The sequence below is a fragment of the Ureaplasma miroungigenitalium genome (assembly GCF_025780085.1).
Lineage (GTDB): Bacteria > Bacillota_I > Bacilli_A > Mycoplasmatales > Mycoplasmoidaceae > Ureaplasma > Ureaplasma miroungigenitalium.
Window position 1 is genome coordinate 26,551 of sequence record NZ_JAOXHL010000003.1, and the last position, 19,554, is coordinate 46,104.

16 protein-coding genes are annotated in these 19,554 nt (G+C 31.6%); 13 read left to right on the forward strand and 3 right to left on the reverse strand.

Annotated elements, in window-relative coordinates; genetic code table 4:
* Positions 1-47: 47 nt before the first annotated feature.
* The 13 genes from nrdF (at position 48) to OF376_RS02570 (ending at position 15,908) form a co-directional block, all read left to right on the forward strand.
* On the forward strand, positions 48-1,082 hold the full coding sequence (gene nrdF, locus OF376_RS02510) for a class 1b ribonucleoside-diphosphate reductase subunit beta (protein ID WP_263821947.1): 1,035 nt from the start codon (positions 48-50) through the stop codon (positions 1,080-1,082).
* 2 nt (positions 1,083-1,084) lie between these two features.
* Entirely contained in the window at positions 1,085-1,558 is a 474-nt protein-coding gene (nrdI, locus tag OF376_RS02515) for a class Ib ribonucleoside-diphosphate reductase assembly flavoprotein NrdI (RefSeq protein WP_263821948.1), read from the forward strand.
* Positions 1,542-3,710, forward strand: a complete 2,169-nt coding sequence (gene nrdE, locus OF376_RS02520) for a class 1b ribonucleoside-diphosphate reductase subunit alpha (protein ID WP_263821949.1) — start codon at positions 1,542-1,544, stop codon at positions 3,708-3,710. Before nrdI ends, nrdE begins: the two co-directional genes overlap by 17 nt.
* A 95-nt stretch (positions 3,711-3,805) precedes the next feature.
* Positions 3,806-5,557, forward strand: coding sequence for a hypothetical protein (locus OF376_RS02525; RefSeq protein ID WP_263821950.1), 1,752 nt, complete (start codon positions 3,806-3,808; stop codon positions 5,555-5,557).
* 12 nt (positions 5,558-5,569) lie between these two features.
* Positions 5,570-6,811, forward strand: coding sequence for a potassium channel family protein (locus tag OF376_RS02530; protein WP_263821951.1), 1,242 nt, complete (start codon positions 5,570-5,572; stop codon positions 6,809-6,811).
* Positions 6,812-6,819: 8 nt separating this feature from the next.
* Positions 6,820-8,829, forward strand: coding sequence for an NAD-dependent DNA ligase LigA (gene ligA / locus OF376_RS02535; RefSeq protein ID WP_263821952.1), 2,010 nt, complete (start codon positions 6,820-6,822; stop codon positions 8,827-8,829).
* Positions 8,804-9,520 (forward strand): MPN527 family putative ECF transporter permease subunit, encoded by a 717-nt coding sequence (locus OF376_RS02540; protein WP_263821953.1) that lies wholly within the window; start codon positions 8,804-8,806, stop codon positions 9,518-9,520. Before ligA ends, OF376_RS02540 begins: the two co-directional genes overlap by 26 nt.
* Before the next feature lie 62 nt (positions 9,521-9,582).
* Positions 9,583-10,251, forward strand: coding sequence for a deoxyribose-phosphate aldolase (gene deoC / locus OF376_RS02545; protein WP_263821954.1), 669 nt, complete (start codon positions 9,583-9,585; stop codon positions 10,249-10,251).
* A complete protein-coding gene (locus OF376_RS02550) occupies positions 10,251-11,765 on the forward strand; it encodes an MATE family efflux transporter (RefSeq protein ID WP_263821955.1) in 1,515 nt (504 codons plus the stop codon). The genes deoC and OF376_RS02550 overlap by 1 nt, the downstream gene beginning before the upstream one ends.
* Positions 11,737-13,092 (forward strand): DEAD/DEAH box helicase, encoded by a 1,356-nt coding sequence (locus OF376_RS02555; RefSeq protein WP_263821956.1) that lies wholly within the window; start codon positions 11,737-11,739, stop codon positions 13,090-13,092. The genes OF376_RS02550 and OF376_RS02555 overlap by 29 nt, the downstream gene beginning before the upstream one ends.
* An 11-nt stretch (positions 13,093-13,103) precedes the next feature.
* Positions 13,104-13,808: a PHP domain-containing protein gene (locus OF376_RS02560; RefSeq protein ID WP_263821957.1), complete on the forward strand. Its 705-nt coding sequence runs from the start codon at positions 13,104-13,106 to the stop codon at positions 13,806-13,808.
* Positions 13,809-13,893: 85 nt separating this feature from the next.
* A complete protein-coding gene (locus OF376_RS02565; RefSeq protein ID WP_263821958.1) occupies positions 13,894-15,609 on the forward strand; it encodes an ATP-binding protein in 1,716 nt (571 codons plus the stop codon).
* Positions 15,609-15,908 carry a hypothetical protein gene (locus tag OF376_RS02570; protein WP_263821959.1) on the forward strand — a complete coding sequence of 100 codons (300 nt, stop codon included), beginning with the start codon at positions 15,609-15,611 and terminating at the stop codon, positions 15,906-15,908. Before OF376_RS02565 ends, OF376_RS02570 begins: the two co-directional genes overlap by 1 nt.
* Positions 15,909-15,929: 21 nt before the next feature.
* Here the strand turns inward: OF376_RS02570 and metG are convergent, their stop codons facing one another.
* The 3 genes from metG to rsmI are packed head-to-tail and all read right to left on the reverse strand — an operon-like array spanning position 15,930 to position 19,552.
* Positions 15,930-17,471, reverse strand: coding sequence for a methionine--tRNA ligase (gene metG, locus OF376_RS02575; RefSeq protein WP_263821960.1), 1,542 nt, complete (start codon positions 17,469-17,471; stop codon positions 15,930-15,932).
* A gap of 10 nt (positions 17,472-17,481) precedes the next feature.
* Entirely contained in the window at positions 17,482-18,714 is a 1,233-nt protein-coding gene (locus tag OF376_RS02580) for a replication-associated recombination protein A (protein ID WP_263821961.1), read from the reverse strand.
* Positions 18,707-19,552, reverse strand: a complete 846-nt coding sequence (rsmI, locus tag OF376_RS02585) for a 16S rRNA (cytidine(1402)-2'-O)-methyltransferase (RefSeq protein WP_263821962.1) — start codon at positions 19,550-19,552, stop codon at positions 18,707-18,709. The genes OF376_RS02580 and rsmI overlap by 8 nt, the downstream gene beginning before the upstream one ends.
* Between the last annotated feature and the right edge of the window lie 2 nt (positions 19,553-19,554).

Sequence of the window (19,554 nt, forward strand, 5' to 3'; positions counted from 1 at the left end):
AATTGGTGGTTTTTGTACTTATAATTATCTAACCAGGAGGTTTTTATATGAGTTCAAAAAAACAAAAAAGAAAAAATAATTATTTTTATGAATCAGTGTCACCTATCGAATATTACAAGAATGGATTTAAGGGAAGACTGCGTTCTGTTAACTGAAACTGAATGAATGATGAAAAGGATTTAGAGGTTTGAAATCGGATTACGCAAAACTTCTGATTACCAGAAAAGATCCCATTAGCCAGTGATATTCCTTCATGAAAAACATTAAATGAAGATTGACAACAATTGATTACACGTACGTTTACAGGTTTAACTTTATTGGATACAATTCAAGCGACCGTTTGTGACGTGGAACAAATTCGTAATTCATTGACTGATCACGAACAAGTAATTTATGCCAACTTTGCATTCATGGTTGGGGTACACGCTCGGTCATATGGTTCTATTTTTTCAACACTTTGTACAAGTGAACAAATAGAAGAGGCTCACGAATGAGTGATTAACAATGACAAATTACAAGCACGGGCTAAGGAATTAATCCCTTACTACATGGATGAAGATCCGTTGAAATCAAAAGTAGCAGCTGCTTTAATGCCCGGTTTCCTATTATATGGTGGCTTTTATCTACCGTTTTATTTAGCTGCACGACAAAAACTGCCAAACACAAGCGATATTATTCGTTTGATTTTACGTGATAAGGTTATTCATAACTATTATTCAGGTTATAAATACCAACGTAAATTAGAAAAGATGAGTGCGGAAAAACAAAAAGAAATGAAAGAATTTGTTTTTGATTTAATGTACCGTTTAATCGATTTAGAAAAAGCTTATTTATACGATTTATATAAAGGATTTGACATCGCTGAGGATGCAGTTAAATTCTGTTTATATAATGCAGGTAAATTTTTACAAAACCTAGGGTATGATTCACCCTTTACAGAAGAAGAAACCGCTGTGGCTCCCGACGTGTTTGCACAACTTTCAGCGCGCGCTGATGAAAACCACGACTTCTTCTCTGGTAACGGATCAAGCTATGTTATGGGTGTTTCAGAAGAAACAGAAGATGATGATTGGGATTTTTAAATATGAGTCATGAAGTATATAAATTAATTCACCACGAAGAAATTAAAAAACCAAGTGGCGAAGTTTTAGTTGTTTATTTTTCGTCACATTCAAATAATACACACCGCTTTGTTTTAAAAACAGGTTTGCGTGCTAAACGTATTCCGATTGATCTTGATGAGGAATTATTAGTTAACGAAGACTATGTTCTTTTCTGTCCAACTTATTCAGGTGGCGGATCGGAAACAGATGGTGCTGTACCAAAACAAGTAATCAAATTTTTAAATAATCGACAAAACCGTGAACACTGTTATGGGGTAATTCCTAGCGGGAATACAAACTTTAATGATACATACTGTTTAGCAGGGCCGATTATTTCACAAAAATTAAATGTGCCAATTCTTTATCAATATGAATTATTAGGTACAAAATACGATGTAGAGAATGTTATTTCGATATTAAATAAATTTTGGGGGAAAGATGAACAAAGACAATAAAAACAATCGTTTAATTAATGATGATGAATACATTGCACACAATGCCTTAATCGGTATTAAATCATCACAATTTAAAATTGATTTTCAACAAGACAAAATAGCTGTGCAAAAATATATAGAAACACAAATTAAACCATTTACAAAAACGTTTGATTCTAAGAAACAACGTCTAATGTGATTAATTGAAAACGATTATTACGATGTAGACGTTATAGATAAATATGACTTAGATACAATTGTTGAACTAGAAGAATTTGCGGATAGCTTTAAGCATACTTTCCCTAATTTTATGGGTGCTTTAAAATTCTATAGCACTTATTGCTTAAAAACATTTGATCACCAAATATTTTTGGAAAACTTTGCTCAACGTATTGTTATGAATGCACTTGTTTTAGCAAATGGAGATGTAGCTTTAGCACGAGCTTTAATTCAAGATATTATTACATATAAATTCCAACCAGCAACACCCACCTTCTTGAATGCTGGTAAAAAACAACGTGGAGAATATGTTTCATGTTACTTATTAAGAGTGGAAGATAATATGGAATCAATCGCACGTGCGATTGCGACGAGTTTGCAATTATCTAAGCGTGCTGGTGGTGTCGCTTTATGTCTAACCAATTTACGTGAAGCAGGCGCCCCTATTAAACAATTAGCAAATAAATCATCAGGAGTTATTCCTGTTATGAAAATTTTAGAGGATAGCTTTTCATATGCTAATCAATTAGGGCAACGTCCAGGGGCTGGGGTCGTTTATTTAAATGTCCACCACCCTGATGTTCTGGCTTTTTTAGATACTAAAAGAGAAAACGCGGATGAAAAGGTACGAATAAAATCGTTATCATTAGGTTTAATAGTTCCAGACATTACTTTTGAATTAGCTAAAGCTAATAAACAAATGGCTTTATTCTCGCCGTATGATGTTCAACGTGAATACAACAAACCACTAAGTGATATCTCTATTACTGAAGAATATGAAAACTTAGTTAATAACAAAAATATTAAAAAATATTATATTGAAGCGCGTAAATTATTCCAAACAATCTCTGAATTACACTTTGAAAGCGGTTATCCTTACTTATTATTTGATGATACAGTTAACAATCGTTCAGCATATCCAAACGAAAGAATTGTCATGAGTAACTTGTGTTCAGAAATCGCACAACCATCAAAAATGACCACTTTTAACGAAGATTTATCAATTGACGAATTAGGGACAGACATCTCATGTAATTTAGGCTCTTTAAATATTGCTAAAATGATGCAATCAGGAGCTGATTTTGGGAATGTCGTTAAACGGGCAATCCAAGCTTTAAATACTGTCTCACGTGTTTGTAAATTAGATTGTGCTCCAACTATTCAATATAATAATGACATGAATCACGCCCTAGGTCTAGGCGCGATGAACATGCATGGTTTTCTGGCAACAAACAGCATTTATTATGATTCACAAGAAGCTTTAGATTTTACAAATATCTTCTTTTATACAGTTGCTTATTATGCCTTTAAAGCAAGCAATGAATTAGTAGATGAATTTGGAGTATGTGCATCATTTGCCACATCAAAATACGCTGATGGTTCACAATTTAATAAATATACCCAAGTACCAGAAGATACATATATCCCTAAAACCCAAAAAATTAAGGAAATTTTTGCTAACAACAATATCTACATTCCTACACAAAAAGAATGAAAATTGTTAGTACAAAATATAAAAACTAAAGGATTAGCTAACTCTCATTTATTAGCTATCGCCCCAACCGGATCTATTTCTTACCTATCATCATGTACACCAAGTCTACAACCAGTTGTTGCACCTGTGGAAGTACGAAAAGAAGGTCAAGTAGGACGGGTTTATGTTCCTGCATATGAAATTAATAATGAAAACTACAAATTCTATGCTCAAGGGGCATATGAATTAGGGCCTAACCCAATTATTGATTTAGCAGCCGTTGCTCAAGAGCATATTGACCAGGCGATCAGCTTAACGCTATTTATGACAGATAAAGCGACGACACGTGATTTAAACAAAGCCTATATTCGTGCTTTTAGTAAAAAATGTGCATCGATTTATTATGTCCGTATTAGACAAGATGTGCTGGAAGGATCAGAAAATTACGACGATTACCAGTGCGAATCTTGTAAAATCTAAGTTTTTTATAATTATGGGAGGCAAAAAGCTAACCATAATTTTTTCTTATAATACTTTTTATTTATAATATATAGATATATAAGGAATAAAAAAAGATGTCAACTGTAAGAAACTCAATCGAATTAGAAATCGAGAAACTTTACAAATCAATTCATAGTAAAGACAAAAAAGTCGTCGCTTTATATGGTGAAGTCGACGAAAAAGTATATCAAATACTAAATGACATGATTATTTTAGCAGATCCACAACTGCCAGAATGATCATCAATTTCCACAGCTAATGAAGAATGTTTAGTCGAAGACATCAAAGGTTTCTTATTAGCTAATACCACATTAGAAAACTTTAAGTACTCAAGTAAAGATACGCGCTTAACTTTATGATGAAAGAAACGAAAAATTGCGAAAGTTGTCCGTCAAATTGACGAAATTGATAACGCAGTAAATAAAAAAGAAGTGCAATCACGATCGCGAGTTTATTTTTTACCGATTATTACAACTTTTAGTACTATTGGAGCAACAATTGCTGTGCCCCTAATTTCCATTGTCTTTTTACGGACAAGAGAAATTATTGAAGTTTGATCAAGAGATGGTTTTATTGGAATTGTAACAGCACTTTTCACTTTGATTAGTGCGATTATTTTATCAAACTTAATCTCATTATTTAATAACCTACGAGCTAATCGCCGAGATTTATTAATTTATAATATTGATAAGACTCTAAATAACATTTATAAGAAATATTATTTTGATGAACAAGCTGCCGGGGTGGAATATGACCCAAGCAGCATTTATGATAGGTTTATGCAGTCATCCAAGATGATTATCACCAAAAGGTATACCTTCTTCTACGACACTATTGACCCAAATAGTACAAATTACACGCGACTTTTAAAGTACTTTAAAACATTAAATTTATTTAATAATACCGTGATTTTCAACGCTTCGTTTTTTAAATACTTAGACGAGCGAAAGGTTTTTCAAAACCAAATTCCAGAAAATAAACGTTTAATTATTCGTTTAGATAAATATAAGACAAAAGCCAGTTCACGTCGAATTATGAACTTCTTGTCATATCAATTATCAACAATCTCAAATCTAAACTTGCGAAAAATGACAACGATGTTTCACTACTTCGCAAACAGTATTTACCGTTTCATTGATTATTCGACAAATAACAAACAAATTCTATCCTTGCTTTTAGATGTCAAAGAATTTGCACAACGCGATCCATCAAATACTTTAAGTAAACTAGCGCAGTTTTATTTTGTAGACTTCTTCCACTTATTAATTTTAAAAGCTTTAGAACCTGTGGACTTTGAAGTGATGCTATCTGATATTTTAATTTATGGACGACCACGTGAAGCTGTACGAAACTCTAAGTATTATTTACAATTAAAACTGGATGATATCTTAAACCGCAATGTTTCTTTATATAAAAACATTGGATTTATTTTAAACATGAGTGACTATTTCATTGAAGATATGCATAAAAACGTATTTGTTGATTTTGAAAGACACGGAGAAAATGCTGTTAATGCAACTTATGATTTAAACGAACAATTAAAGACATTGCACAATGCGCTTGTTTTACGCAATTGCATTGAGACTGAATTAGATGAATCATTAATGCCAAGATATGATGTTGTTTATAAAAATAACCAAGATGAAGAGATTTTTGTAAAAGTAATTTGCCACAACAAGGATATTACTTTCATCGATGAGTTAGAACAATGTCTAGAAAATGCTTTTAATGATCAAATCGCTAATTTAATTATTGTTTGTTATGACAAACACCTTTACTACCGATTCATCGATGGTGAATACGAAATAGTAAATGAAACAATTTAAAAGGAAAAACACATGACCAAAGAAGAAATAAAATCATTTAGAAAAGAAAACAAATTATTATATTTTAATCGTTTTCGTTTTGTCTTGTTTGAATTTACTGACATGCAAGCTTATTCGAAGATTATGAATATTAAGTCAATCGTAGCGTTTTTTTATCAATTGTGCTTAATGATTATGGTTGTCGCTTCGTCAACCATAATCATTTATAATCAAGCCAACTTAAACAACACTTCTGACCCCATTCAAGAAACAAACCATCATACATTTATCAAGCAATACTTTTTAATTTTTTACATTATTAACTATGTATTTTTATTTGATTACTTTTTACGTTGGTTTTATGCAGACTATTCGCAATATAAATGAAGCCGAATCAAAGCTTTCTTGCTGTTTCCTTTTCGTTTTACAAGCTTTCTTGACTTTGGTTCATTCCTAATCATTATCATTATTTACCATTCTGGCTTGCAACAAACATTGTTTAGTAACGAATTTTTAACAGATGATCAGGTATTTAGTGATTTTGTAAACAATCCAGTGTATATGGATGTTTTCCCTGCAGCCATTTTATTTAAGATTTTAGGATTACATAAAAAAATTATCAATAATACAGTTTTGGCCTCAGATATTAATGTCTTTGGAGAAGTAATTAAACGTCGTTGAAGAATTTTATTATCATCAATCATTGTTATTTTAGTGTTTGCTTTTGTGTTAAGTTTCATCATCTTACGTTGCGAACAAGACTACTACCATTTAAAAAACATTCCATATGAGAGCGATAAATATAAATTTAGATCACTAGGTGATTCATTATGATTTGCCGTGGGTACTATCACCACAATTGCTTATGGTGATTTAGCACCAGTTAGTGAACAAGGGCGTTTCTTCGCATCCATTATGGGGGTTATCGGAGTTACTTATTACGGCTTCTTAACTTCATTATTTGCTTCAGGGATTATTTCAGTTTTAAACGAATCAGCCCGTGCCAGAACAAATACAAAGTTATTACAATTCCAATCTGAAAACGAACGTTTATTAAACGATTTTTCAATCAAGATTATTGATGAATTTAAAAAATACAAAAATAAAGATGCTGAAGAAGCCGAGGATGCTAGTGTTAAAAATGAAGAAACAATCATTTTACACAAACAACGAACATCACGACGTCATCCTAAACTATTAAAAGGTTTAGTGGATGATTTCCAAAAGAAAAACAAACAAGTGGTTTGAAATTTAAGAAAACCAATTAAACGATAGGGTGAATTATGAATAAAGATATCAAGCATGTGATTAATGAACTAAGAAAACAGCTACAACAATGAAATTATGAATATTATGCTCTGAATAATCCAAGTGTTCCAGACCATGTATATGATCAAAAAATGTTGGAGTTAATCGCCTTAGAAAATGCACACCCAGAATTTAAAACAGTTGACTCACCAAGTGTACGTGTTGGTGGTTATGTTTTAGATAAATTTACCAAAGTAAAACACCAAACGCCAATGTTATCCTTATCAAACGCCTTTAGCCAAGAGGATCTACAAAAATTTATTAGCGTTTTAGACGAATGATCACAAGATTTAAATGGCTTTATTGTGGAACCCAAAATTGATGGGCTATCAATTAGTTTAATTTATGAAAACGCTACTTTAGTGCAGGCTGTTACACGGGGTGATGGTCAGATTGGTGAAGATGTGACACATAACATTAAAACAATCAAAGACATCCCATGATTCATTAGTGATAAGTATAAAGACCAACGGATTGAAGTGCGGGGCGAAGTCTTTATGGACAACGAAGATTTTGTTCGTTTGAATGATAATCTTGAACAAACATCAAAACGTTTTGCCAACCCGCGTAATGCAGCTAGTGGTACGTTGCGTAGTTTAGATAATAAAGTTGTAAGTGATCGTAACTTGCAATCATATATGTACTATGTTGTACAAGCAAACGAATTGGGTTTGCATTCGCAATATGATACTTTAATGTGATTAAAAGAACAAAAATTCCATGTGAACGAACTAATTGAAAAAACCGATTCGTTAGTGGGTATTATGAATATTATTAATAACATGCACAAAATTCGACATACTTTAAAATATCAAATTGATGGTATGGTTTTAAAAGTTAATAACTATAAAGTGTATGATGATATTGGTTACACCGTAAAATTCCCGAAATGAGCCATTGCGTATAAATTCCCTGCAGCAATCAAAATTACGCGAATTAAAGATGTGGTAATTGATGTAGGTAGAACTGGGAAAATTACCTATACTGGATTATTAGAACCAGTAGAATTAGATGGATCAATTATTCAGTATGTAGCTTTACATAATTATGATTTTATAGTTGAAAAAGATATTCGGATCAACGACTTTATTACCATCTATAAAGCCGGCGATGTGATTCCATATGTCGATAGTGTAGTTTTAGAACGTCGTGATCAAAGTGTTTCGATTTTTGCACAACCTAAATACTGCCCATCATGTCAATCAACATTAATTAATAATCCTGATGAAACTGATTGATATTGTTCACACCCTGAAACATGTATGCAAGTACAAATTGCTAAAATTATTTACTATGTTTCGCGGAATGCTATGAATATAGATGGTTTGCGAGATAAAATTATTACTAAATTTTATGAACACAAACTAATTAGTGATATCACCGATTTATACTTATTAAAATTCTATGAAGATCGTATCTATGAACTAGATTTAAAAATTAAACACAAAACATTTAACAATCTAATTAAGAGTATCGAAGCTTCTAAAAAGAATTCATTAGAATGTTTATTAACAGGTCTAGGTATTCGCCATGTGGGTGGAACATTAGCTAAAAAATTAGCTCAACATTTCAACAGTCTTGATGCCTTAATGAAGGCCAGCTATGATGATTTAATCAAAGTGGATTTATGTGGTGAAAAAGCAGCGGCTTCTATTATTAATTTCTTCGCCAATCATGATAACCAAACCTTAATTGGTAAATTGATTCAATACGGAGTCAATACTTTATACATCTCTCATTTAGATGTCAATGAGTATGTACCATTTGCTGAGTACGCACACAAAACATTTGTGATTACTGGAACTTTTAGTATTGGACGTCCAGCAATCAAGGAAATTCTAGAAACCGTTTACAAAGCTAAAGTTGTGAATAATATTTCTAAGAAAACCGATTATTTATTGTGTGGTAAAAACCCAGGAACAAAAAAGGACAAAGCGTTAGAAATGGATATTAAAATCATTGAAAACGAATTTTGGAAAAAATAAGAAAGCAAAATATATTACTGTTAACAAAAGCCTTTTTGATTTTGCATTAAGTGCTATTATGTTAGCAGTCTTTTTGGTTATTAACTATCTTTCTTCATTTTTGAAGTTTCATTTTCTTGTTTTAGATTTTGCTTGTTTAGCCTTAGTTGTTCTGGTCTATAAAGTTCGTACTCCATTTGTTTATATTGCCACCATTTTCGGCAGCATGTTTAACTTTTTTTATTCAAGTGCTAGTTTTATTGGCGTCTTGATCGCCTTATTTAATAATTTAGTTTTTATTTCGTTTGTGTGGATTTTTGCGCGTGTAGTGTTTAAAGAAAAACAACATTTAAAGCGCTATTTATTGTTAACGCTTGTTTGCAGTTGTTTAATTACAACTACGATTAGCACTGTAATGAATGCTATTTTATTCACGCCACTATTTTGATATATTTTCAAAGTCAGTGACACAATTAATTTTTGTCAATTAATTAAAACTTATCAACCCACACCTTATTTATTGAATGCTCCGACCTATCTACTTGGCCATATTTATTTGTATGTACCATTTAATTTAATTAAATATGCAGGCATCATAATTTTGGCGTTGATGATTGCACCTTTATTAATTAATCGTCATAAAACGATTAAATATACCCAAACTCATAACCTACATTTTCGGTTCAATTATGACTTTAAAAAGACACCTTAAAAAAACGCGGCTGTTTTAAAATTTTAAAATGTATTACAATTATATAATAGAAGGTGAAAAAAATGAATAAATATAGTAAGTATATCGATCATACTCTTTTGAAAAATGAAGCAACATTTGATGATATTAACGACCTAGTTAATGAAGCAATTGAATACGATTTTTTTAGTGTCTGTATCCAACCGTTTTTCGTTAAATATGCGAAACATTTATTGTTAGATCAAAAAGTAAAAATTACAACAGTAATTGGCTTTCCATTAGGGATGAACACCATAGCAACAAAAGTTTTTGAAGCCAAACAAGCCATTCAAGATGGTGCTGATGAAATTGATATGGTCATTAATATCAATGAATTACGTAGCCAAAACTTTGAATACTGTTTATCAGAAATTAACCAAATCAAGCAAGCAATTGGCGATCATGTTTTAAAAGTTATTGTGGAAACAGCGCTTTTAGACCATGATACAAAAGTATTTGCAGCCAATTTAATTTTAGCTTCGAATGCTGATTTTATTAAAACATCAACGGGTTTTGCTTCTTCGGGAGCAGTTTTAGAGGATGTAATTTTATGAAAAGAAATTCTTGGTGACCAAAAAGAAATTAAAGCTGCCGGCGGTGTTAAAAACATCGATGATTTAGAAGCATTTATTAAACACGGGGCAACGAGAATTGGTACATCATCTGCAATTAAAATTTTAAAAAATGCGAAGATTGGTGAAAGTGATTACTAATGCAGAATACTTCAAAACAAAATTTTTGAACCAAACATTTCGGAACTAAAGAGTTTGCAAAAATAATTTGTAAACAATTTTTTCCAACGGTTATTAACTTTATTATCTTAACAATTATCCCGATGGTGGGATCTTTTTTATTAGCTGCGTTTAACGTCGGCAGCCATGGGACCGAGGCTAAAACGGCTGCTATTTTAGCGATTGAAGTAATGTTCTTACCAGTTATTTTAATGACTGCGATAACTTCAATGGGAGCTACTTTAGGAGCGCAGTATTATGGGCACAAGGATTTCGTGCGTTTTAAAGAGACGATGAACTTCTCAATTTTTGTGGGATTAATTACTGCGGTTGTGATTACGATTATTGCAATGAGTATCCCAAATCAATTAATTGCTTTATTTAGTGGTTCTAAATTAAAAGACAACGCAACGCCTGAACAAATTGCATCATTTAAGTTAACTAATGAACTGGCAGCCAGCTATTTACGTATTGTAATTGCCTCATTAATACCATTTATTGTCAGCTTTACATTTGCAACGGCTTTCAGACAAGATAAAGCAACATTCTGACCATTAATTTCGTCATCTGTTGCTTTAGCAATTAACATTATTTTAGCGGCCATCTTAGTTAAGGTTTTTGAACATGATTACTACAATGCAACTATGGCAGTCGCTGGATGTACATTGATTGCACGTTTCTCTAATGCTTTATTCTTAGTAATCTTGTCATTATTTAAAAAAACACGACCATATTATATTTTTAACCATTTACGAATTAGTAAATTAGTTTTCAAACAAGTGGTTAAAGTTGGATGACAAATTGTAATTAACGAATTCTTATTCGCTTTAGGAACAACTGTTATTCTTGGATTTATGTTGAATTATTATAGTGATAAGCGGGACTCAATTGCCACTGTTTCATTATTAATTCAATTTATTGCTTTAATGTGACCGGGTTCTGCAGCTGTTACAGCGGTTGTTGTAACGGCAGAATTAGGGGCGCAAAGAAACGATTTAGCTAAACAAAATGCGCGTCGTTTAATCAATTGAAGTTTTATAGCTGCGACTCTTTTAAGTATTATTATTTTAATCTTATCAACATTCGTAAACCAATTATTAAACCCACCAACTGACGACTCTATAGCAGCTAAAGAAAGAGCTGAAGCTATCGTCAAAACAGCAACATACCTAGAATATGTGCTTTTAGTTCGAGTGATGTTTGAATTCCCGTTTGCTTTTATGTATTCAGCAATTAAGAGTGGGGGAAGTAAATTCTTATTAGCTATGGATATTTTATCTGTTGTTATTTGAATGATTATTATTGGGCTAATGACAAATGTTAATGTAGACCCAAACAATAAGTACAATATTTATCTCCTGTTCTTCATAATGTATGCCGAAAACATTTTTAAATTCGCCTTGGGATGAATTATCTTTAGTAAAACCAAATGGAACAAAACGGTTATCCATACAGAAGAGGGATTAAATGAAAATACAACAAATAAACAAGTTTAGAAATTTACAACCTTGAATCATCGAGGTTCTAAATCGTTTAAACATTATTAAACCAACACAAATTCAAAGAGATACTTTTGGGTATCTAAATAAACAAAAAAACTTAGTTGGGATTGCAGAAACGGGAACAGGAAAAACTTTAGCTTTCTGTTTACCTATTTTAAATAATTTAGATTTTGACAAACAGCTACAAGCTTTAATTATTGTTCCTACAAAAGAATTAGCAATGCAAATTAATGCTGCACTAACTCCGTTTGTGGAACATAATAAACATTTAAATGTTAAAGCGTTAGTTGGGGGTGTTGATTTAGAAAAACAAGTTAACAAGGATTGAAATAAAAATCAAATTATTATTGCCACACCTAATCGTCTGAAATATTTCTTAGAAAATAATTATTTAGATCTACGTGAACTAAAAACACTAGTATTCGATGAAGCTGATATGTTAATGGAACATGGCTTTGCAGACGACTTAGATGCTGTGATGCAACGGATTAGCAAATTAAATGTTCAAAAAGTTAGCTTTTCAGCAACTTTGAATGAAATGCTATCAATCCAAATTAAAAAATATTTTGGTGACACTAAGATTGTTAATAGTGCAACTAATATTTACACGAATGAAAACATCAAACACTATATCATTCATAACCATGATAAAGATCACTCGCTAGCTACTTTAATGCGTACTATCGACCCATATTTATGCTTAATTTTTTGTAATACAAAAAAACAAGTAGAAAAGATCTATAAACAATTATTGGACCAAAAATATAATGTGGGAATGTTCCACGGTGATTTGCAAAAACGTGAGCGTCACAATGCTTATAAAAAAATGAAAAACCTGGACTTCCAATATGTTGTTTGTTCTGATTTAGCGAGTCGTGGGTTAGATATTGATGGTGCTAGTCATATTATTAGTTATGATTTACCGTCCGAAAGTGAGTTTTATGTACACCGTGCCGGCCGTGCTGGTCGTGGTAAATATACCGGTGAATCTTACGTTTTATATGATAACCGCCAGAAGTCAACAGAACTTTTAAAACTAGTTAAGAAGGGTATTGTCTTTCTTCATAAAAGAATTCGTAATAATGAATTATCAAACTACAAATATACTTGAAAAACAAATAAAGCACCTGTTGATTTTAAAACTAATTTAGAGATTAAAAAAGCTGTTTTATTAGCTGATAAAAAAGTCAAGCCAGGCTATAAGAAAAAACTAAAACAAACGATTAGTAAAATTCAACAAAAAAACAAACGAGCACACATTGAAAAGAAAATGAATGCTCATAGAATTCGTGGCTATAAAATGAAAAACGCGAATAAATAACAAGCTTAATTATGTTAAAAATAAAAATTGATTTGCACACGCATACAGTTGACTCGAATAAATATGGATCAAATGTAAGCAAGAGTTCGGACGATGATATTTTTTATAAATTAAAAACCAACAACGTTAAAATAGTGTGCTTTTCAGATCATTTAAATTTTGATAAAAATCAATATTTAAAAAGGGCATCCTTGGGTTTAGAATTTAAACCAGAAATAATTGTATGACCAGGGATTGAAATTGATATTTATTTGCATGACAAAAATACACGTGCACAGGTGATAGTGGTATTTAATCCCAGTCATGATTTAGCTGCACTAGAAAAATTTTGTCAAACAAATTTTAATCCAGACTTTAATCCGCTAAATTTTGATAAACATTCTTATGCAGAATTGATTTCTTTGTTAACTAAGGAACAATATGACTTCTTGATTTTTCCGCACGTTGGTAAAGGTGTTGATTTTGTTTATCCAACAGATATTGAAAACCAAAGAGTGGATGGTTTGGATAGTATCAAACCAGACCATAAAAATGTTTTAAAAATGCGTAAACACGGAATCCAAGCACCGGTTGTGTGTTTTAGTGATACACATGATTGAGAAAACTACCCACAACATAGTTATTATTGAACATGACTAACTACTGAATCGCTTGCTTTTAATGACGTGAAACAATCTATTTTACAACATCAAATTACACTAAAAAAATGTGTATAAAGAAGATGATAAAAGAGCGTTAAAGACGTTCTTTTATTTCTTTTAAGGTTATAATATTCGTATTCCACACAAAGAGGAGGGAAATATGATTTCATATATTGAATTTGAAAACAAAAAAACGGATGAACTATATCGTTTAGACTTTGACACACATTGTAATATTATTTTAGGATGTAAGGGTTCTGGCAAGAGTAGTTTATTATTAATGATTGCTGAAATCATAGCAGAAAAAGCTATTGATAATCCTAGTTTAAATGACTTTAAAAATCGCTTTTTAGGTGATTGAGCCATTAAGACAATTTGTTATGACCAAACGAACCGGATTGATAGAATTAACCATAAAGAACTAAAAATCGCTGCAAAATGAGAAAAGATACCAACAGAATTGCAAGCATTTTTACCGGGTTACATTATTCAAAATGATGATCGTAAGGTCTCGTTAGATGAGATTACGGAAATCGAAAATACGAAAACAAAGGTCACAAAAGAATTTGTAGATGTGATCATGAATAATCGGCCTTTTGAAAAAGAACTTAAACTATTTAGCGAATTGTATGATTATGTTGAGGCATATTATAGTTTGCAAGATCAAACGTTAGACTACACCGTTTTTATTAAGAGTAACAAAAGTTTAGCTGAACTAAAAAACAAAAAAACTAACTTTACGCATAATTTGAAATATGATCCCAAACCAATTATTGATCGTTGAGATGAGTTACAAAAACAACTACAAATCAATTACATTGATCGTTTACAACTGTTGCTGAATTCAGATAAAAATGTTGCAAAAATCTTGCATGAAATTAATGACTTATTTCCAAATGCTAAACAGACTCATGAAACACTTATTAATATGGGTGAAGATCATCAGAGAATGATTCATTTAATTGAAGAACAAATTAACAAATATAAACAAATAAAAGCTCATATCGATCAATATAAAAATACTTTTGCTTTGTTTGCCAAAGTTTTTCGTAACAAAATCAATGAAAATAAAGCACGAAATACACAAGAACAAAACATGTTTGAAAAATACACGCAAGTGTTAGATTATTTCAAAAAACTGCCCCGGATTCTCATTAACATTCAAAACCAATATCAGAAGATTATTAATGATGATACAATCATTCCTATCAATTGAGTTTTGAAAAAACAATTAGAACGTTGCCCAGGATTAGAATTCCGCTTTAAATCTTTTAACCTTTCGAACGAAGAAAAAAGAGATATTATTAAAAAATATATTGGGATGCCAGGCAATGGGAATATTCGCTTAGATAAGTTAAAACTTGATAAATCAAATAAAACTATGCAAAAAATAATTGAGGATTTATTAAAGAAGACCGAGAATGAAGAAAAGCGCATTGTGCTATATGCGAACGATAAAGAATATTCGACATTATCAAATGGGCAAAAAACTATGTTCGGTGTTTTATATGGGATTGAAGCGGCGCGAACATCCAATGATTTACACGCCAATTATTTTCTCTTAGATCAAATTGAAGATAATTTAGATTCTAAGACAGTTTTTGATGAAATTCTTCCCGTGCTGAAATCACTAAAAAAAGAAAATAAACAAATTTTTATTGTTACACACAATCCTAATCTAGGTATCTTATTAGATGGTAAAGTTATTGAAACAGATATTCATCACCCTGAGATGGCATTTAAATTTAAGAATGTTGAAACATTAGCGGGGCATGATAATGCTCAATCAATTTATTTAGAAGGAACAATGGAAGCCTTAGAACAACGTCGTGCGATTTTAAATCAAAAAATTGAAAATAAGGAAGGAAAAAACTAATGATCATAATTAACTATATTCCTGAAGACCAAACAATTAGTGTGTCTTCTGATAAAATACGAGAGAATAAAAAAGGCAACCAACTGATTATTAATATCGAAAATCCTGGTGAAGGATGACAAGCAGATAAAATTAATAACTTCTTAGCTTTACTTGTAGACAATGAAGAAGAATTAGAAGTACAACTAACACCAGACGCAACAGCTGCGCAAAAAGAAGTGTTTGCCATCGATTTTGTCTATGAATTATTTCACACGTTTGCAAAAGAATACAATCTAAACCGCCAGATGGCAAAATAAAAAAAGGGTTAATCCCTTTTTTTATTTTTCAATAACAATACGTTGGAAGATAGGAGAAGCTGTGCCGACTTCGTGATTATTAAATAAATGATAATCGCGTAGCTTTTTAAATGTTAACATCTCAGGTGTAAAGTTCATTTGTTGAGCAACAGTTTGAGTAGATGTTTGCAAAATAGGTTGATATAAGATTGTACAAATATGAACAACCTTAGTTAAGAAATATAAAAGTTCATCAAGAGCAGCAATATCATCGTTTTTGAATAATTCTCACGGCTTCTTTTCTTCAATGTATTTATTTGCAAAATCTAATAAGTTTTGTAAAACCATTAATGCTTTATCAATTTGATAAAGATTAATTTGGTCTATAAATTGTTTAATAAATTGGTCTAATTGATCAGTTAGATCTTTTGGTAAAGTAACAGGACGTATGATGTTACTGTTGTATTTTTTTAGCATTCCTAAAGTTCGAGAAACCATATTGCCAAAGTTATTAGCCAGATGTGTATTGTATGTTTCAATTAAATTATCATAACTAAAAACGCTATCTTTATACATTGATAAATCGGCTAATAAATAATAACGCGTAACATCAGCGCCGAAACGATCAATTAAGTCATGTGGATCTACAACATTACCCAATGATTTTGACATCTTACCTTCTTTAGTAATAATTCAACCGTGCGAAAGAATTTTAGATGGTAAACGGATACCTAAATCATGTAGGAAGATTGGTCAATAAATACAGTGGAAACGAGTAATTTCCTTTGATAATAAATGAACAACTTCTGTTTTATCATCGTTTCAAAATTTTTGGAAAAGGTGATCATCATTCGTTAAGTAACCAGTAGCTGTTACATAATTCATTAGTGCATCTAATCAGACATAAATAACATGTTCAGGATTTTCTAGGATAGGAACCCCTCAGTTAAAAGTAGTACGTGAAATAGAAAGATCGTTTAAATCTTGTAAGAAGTTATTGATCAGCTCATTTACACGTTCTTTAGGAACAATAAAATCAGGATGCTGTGCATAATAGTCCATTAAAAATTGCGTGCTCTCTTTCATTTTATAGAAATAAGAAGCTTCCTTTTTTTGTTCTAGAAGATGGCCGAAATGACATGTTTTTTGATTGTCACTATTGATGACAACGTCAGCATCGTTAATGTTTTCTTCACATGAAACACAATAATTACCCACTCATTCATCTAAATAAATTTTGTTTTGTTTATATAATTGAGAAAAAATCTTTTGAACGCTTTGCACGTGGTTTTTATTAGTGGTACGAATAAAACAGTCGTAATCAATTTGTAGACGTGTTCATAGATCAACAAAACTTTGTTGCATTAAATCAACATATGCTTGTTCACTCATGTTAGCTTCCTTAGCTTTAGTTTGAATTTTTTGACCGTGTTCGTCAACTCCGGTTACAAAAAAAGTTTCATAACCGAAGAGCTTTTTATATTTGGCTAAAACATCGGCAATAATGGTTGAATAAGCGTGGCCGATATGGGGTTTACCAGAAGGGTAGTAAATGGGTGTTGAGATAAAGAATTTTTGAGACATGGTAATCCTCCTATTTCTTTCTTTTTGTAAAACTTTGATGAATGATATTCAGTTTTTCTTCTAAATCATTTTTTTGACCAAAATAAAATTTTTGATGTTTGATCTGTTTTGGTAGATAATCCTGTTCAATATAATGTTGCGGAAAATCATGCGGATATAAATAACCCTTAACGCCTAGTTTCACAGCACTTGCATAATGCGCATCGCGTAAATGGTTGGGAACATTATGTTCGCCTTGTTCTTCTAAACTCATGAGCACAGCATTATAAGCTAAATATGAAGCATTGGATTTGGGTGACATACAGATCTGAATGACTAAATTAGCTAAAATCTTTTCGTTTTCAGGATAGCCTAGATAACGGCATGAACTAATTCCTTGATCAACGCGTGCACATAAGTTAATATTAGCTAATCCCACATCTTCATATACACACACAAGCATGCGTCGATAAATAGCATCAAAATCACCGATCCGAATTAAACGGGCAAGGTAGTATAAACCTGCGTCAATATCTGAACCTCGTAAGGATTTATGAAAAGCCGATTTTAAATCATGGATTTCATTACCATCCCTATGGCCTAAACTATAAGAACCACCCATAATTTGAGTTAGTAGTGCAAGGTTAATTGGTGTGGGTTCACTATATAGAACACTAATAATTTCCAATATATTTATAATCGCTCGCAAATCACCATTAGTTTGTTGAATTAAATAATCAAACGCTTGCGGTTCGAAATAAGTATGTGGATTAAATAAATTAGTTAGTCGTTGCTGAATGCTAGTGGGCTTAATAGGGTGAAAAGCCAATAATTGACAACGCGAACGCAGGGCTGCGTTAATAGCGAAGAACGGGTTTTCAGTTGTGGTGGCGAAGATAATGATTTTATTAGATTCAATTAATGGTAAAAGGATATCTTGCTTATCTTTATTGAGTCGATGAATTTCATCGACAACAATAATGTATTGTTGCGATAATTTAGCTACTTCTATAATATTTAGCAAATCTTTTTTGCTATCTAAAACCGGATTAAAAAACTGAAACGGAATATTTAAATTAGCAGCCAAAACACGAGCGAAACTGGATTTACCAACGCCTGGTGGACCGTGCATAATTAAATTCGTGGCATATTTCTTATCCACCATACGCGCTAATAAACCGTTGGTACCTAAAAGATGTTCTTGACCAACTAAGTCTGTTAAATGTTGTGGCGTTTTCAATTGTTCAATAATTTTTTTAAGCATAGTTTAACATAATCTTGTAAAGTTCGCTAGCATTTAATTCATAAGCTTTGGCAACTTGTTTACAAGCATCTTTTAAACGCATGCCATCACGCGTTAAATCTAAAATATTTTTAACAATTATTTCAGAATCTTCTTCTTGTTTTAATTGTGTTTGTTGTTCGTTATTATCAATAACAATAACGAATTCACCTAGTTCGGTAATTTGATCAGCAATGGTTGATATTTTACCAAAATAAAATGATTCATTTAGTTTAGTTAATTCACGACCAATAAATACATTAACATCACCAAAAACAGTGTGTAAATCTGCTAAGGTTTTTTTGATTCGGTGTACTGCTTCATAAACTACAAATGTGGTTTGTACATTGGCGTATTTCTTGAGTACATCTAAACGTTGTTTTTGGGTTTTGCCAAGGAAACCAAGGAACATAAAGGTTGATGATAATAGTCCACTAGCCACTAGTGCATGCATACATGCTGATGGACCATTAATCACTTCTACTCCTATGTTATTAGCGTGGCAGGCATTAATTAAGTTGTAACCGGGATCAGCTACAGTCGGGTAACCAGCATCACTGACTAATACTGTTTTGTAATTCTTAATATACTCTAATGCTTCATCAATTTTGACTTGTTCTTTAAAGTTATCAAAACGGATTAATTTTTTATAATCAATAATATTAAAAGCATGCAATAGTTTTTTTGTAATGCGCGTGTCTTCACATAAGATAACATAAGCTTCATTTAAGGCATTAATGGCTCTTTGATTCATTTCTTTTAAGTTACCAATGGGTGTAGCAATTACACTCAACTGACATTTAAAATCTTTTAAAAACATAA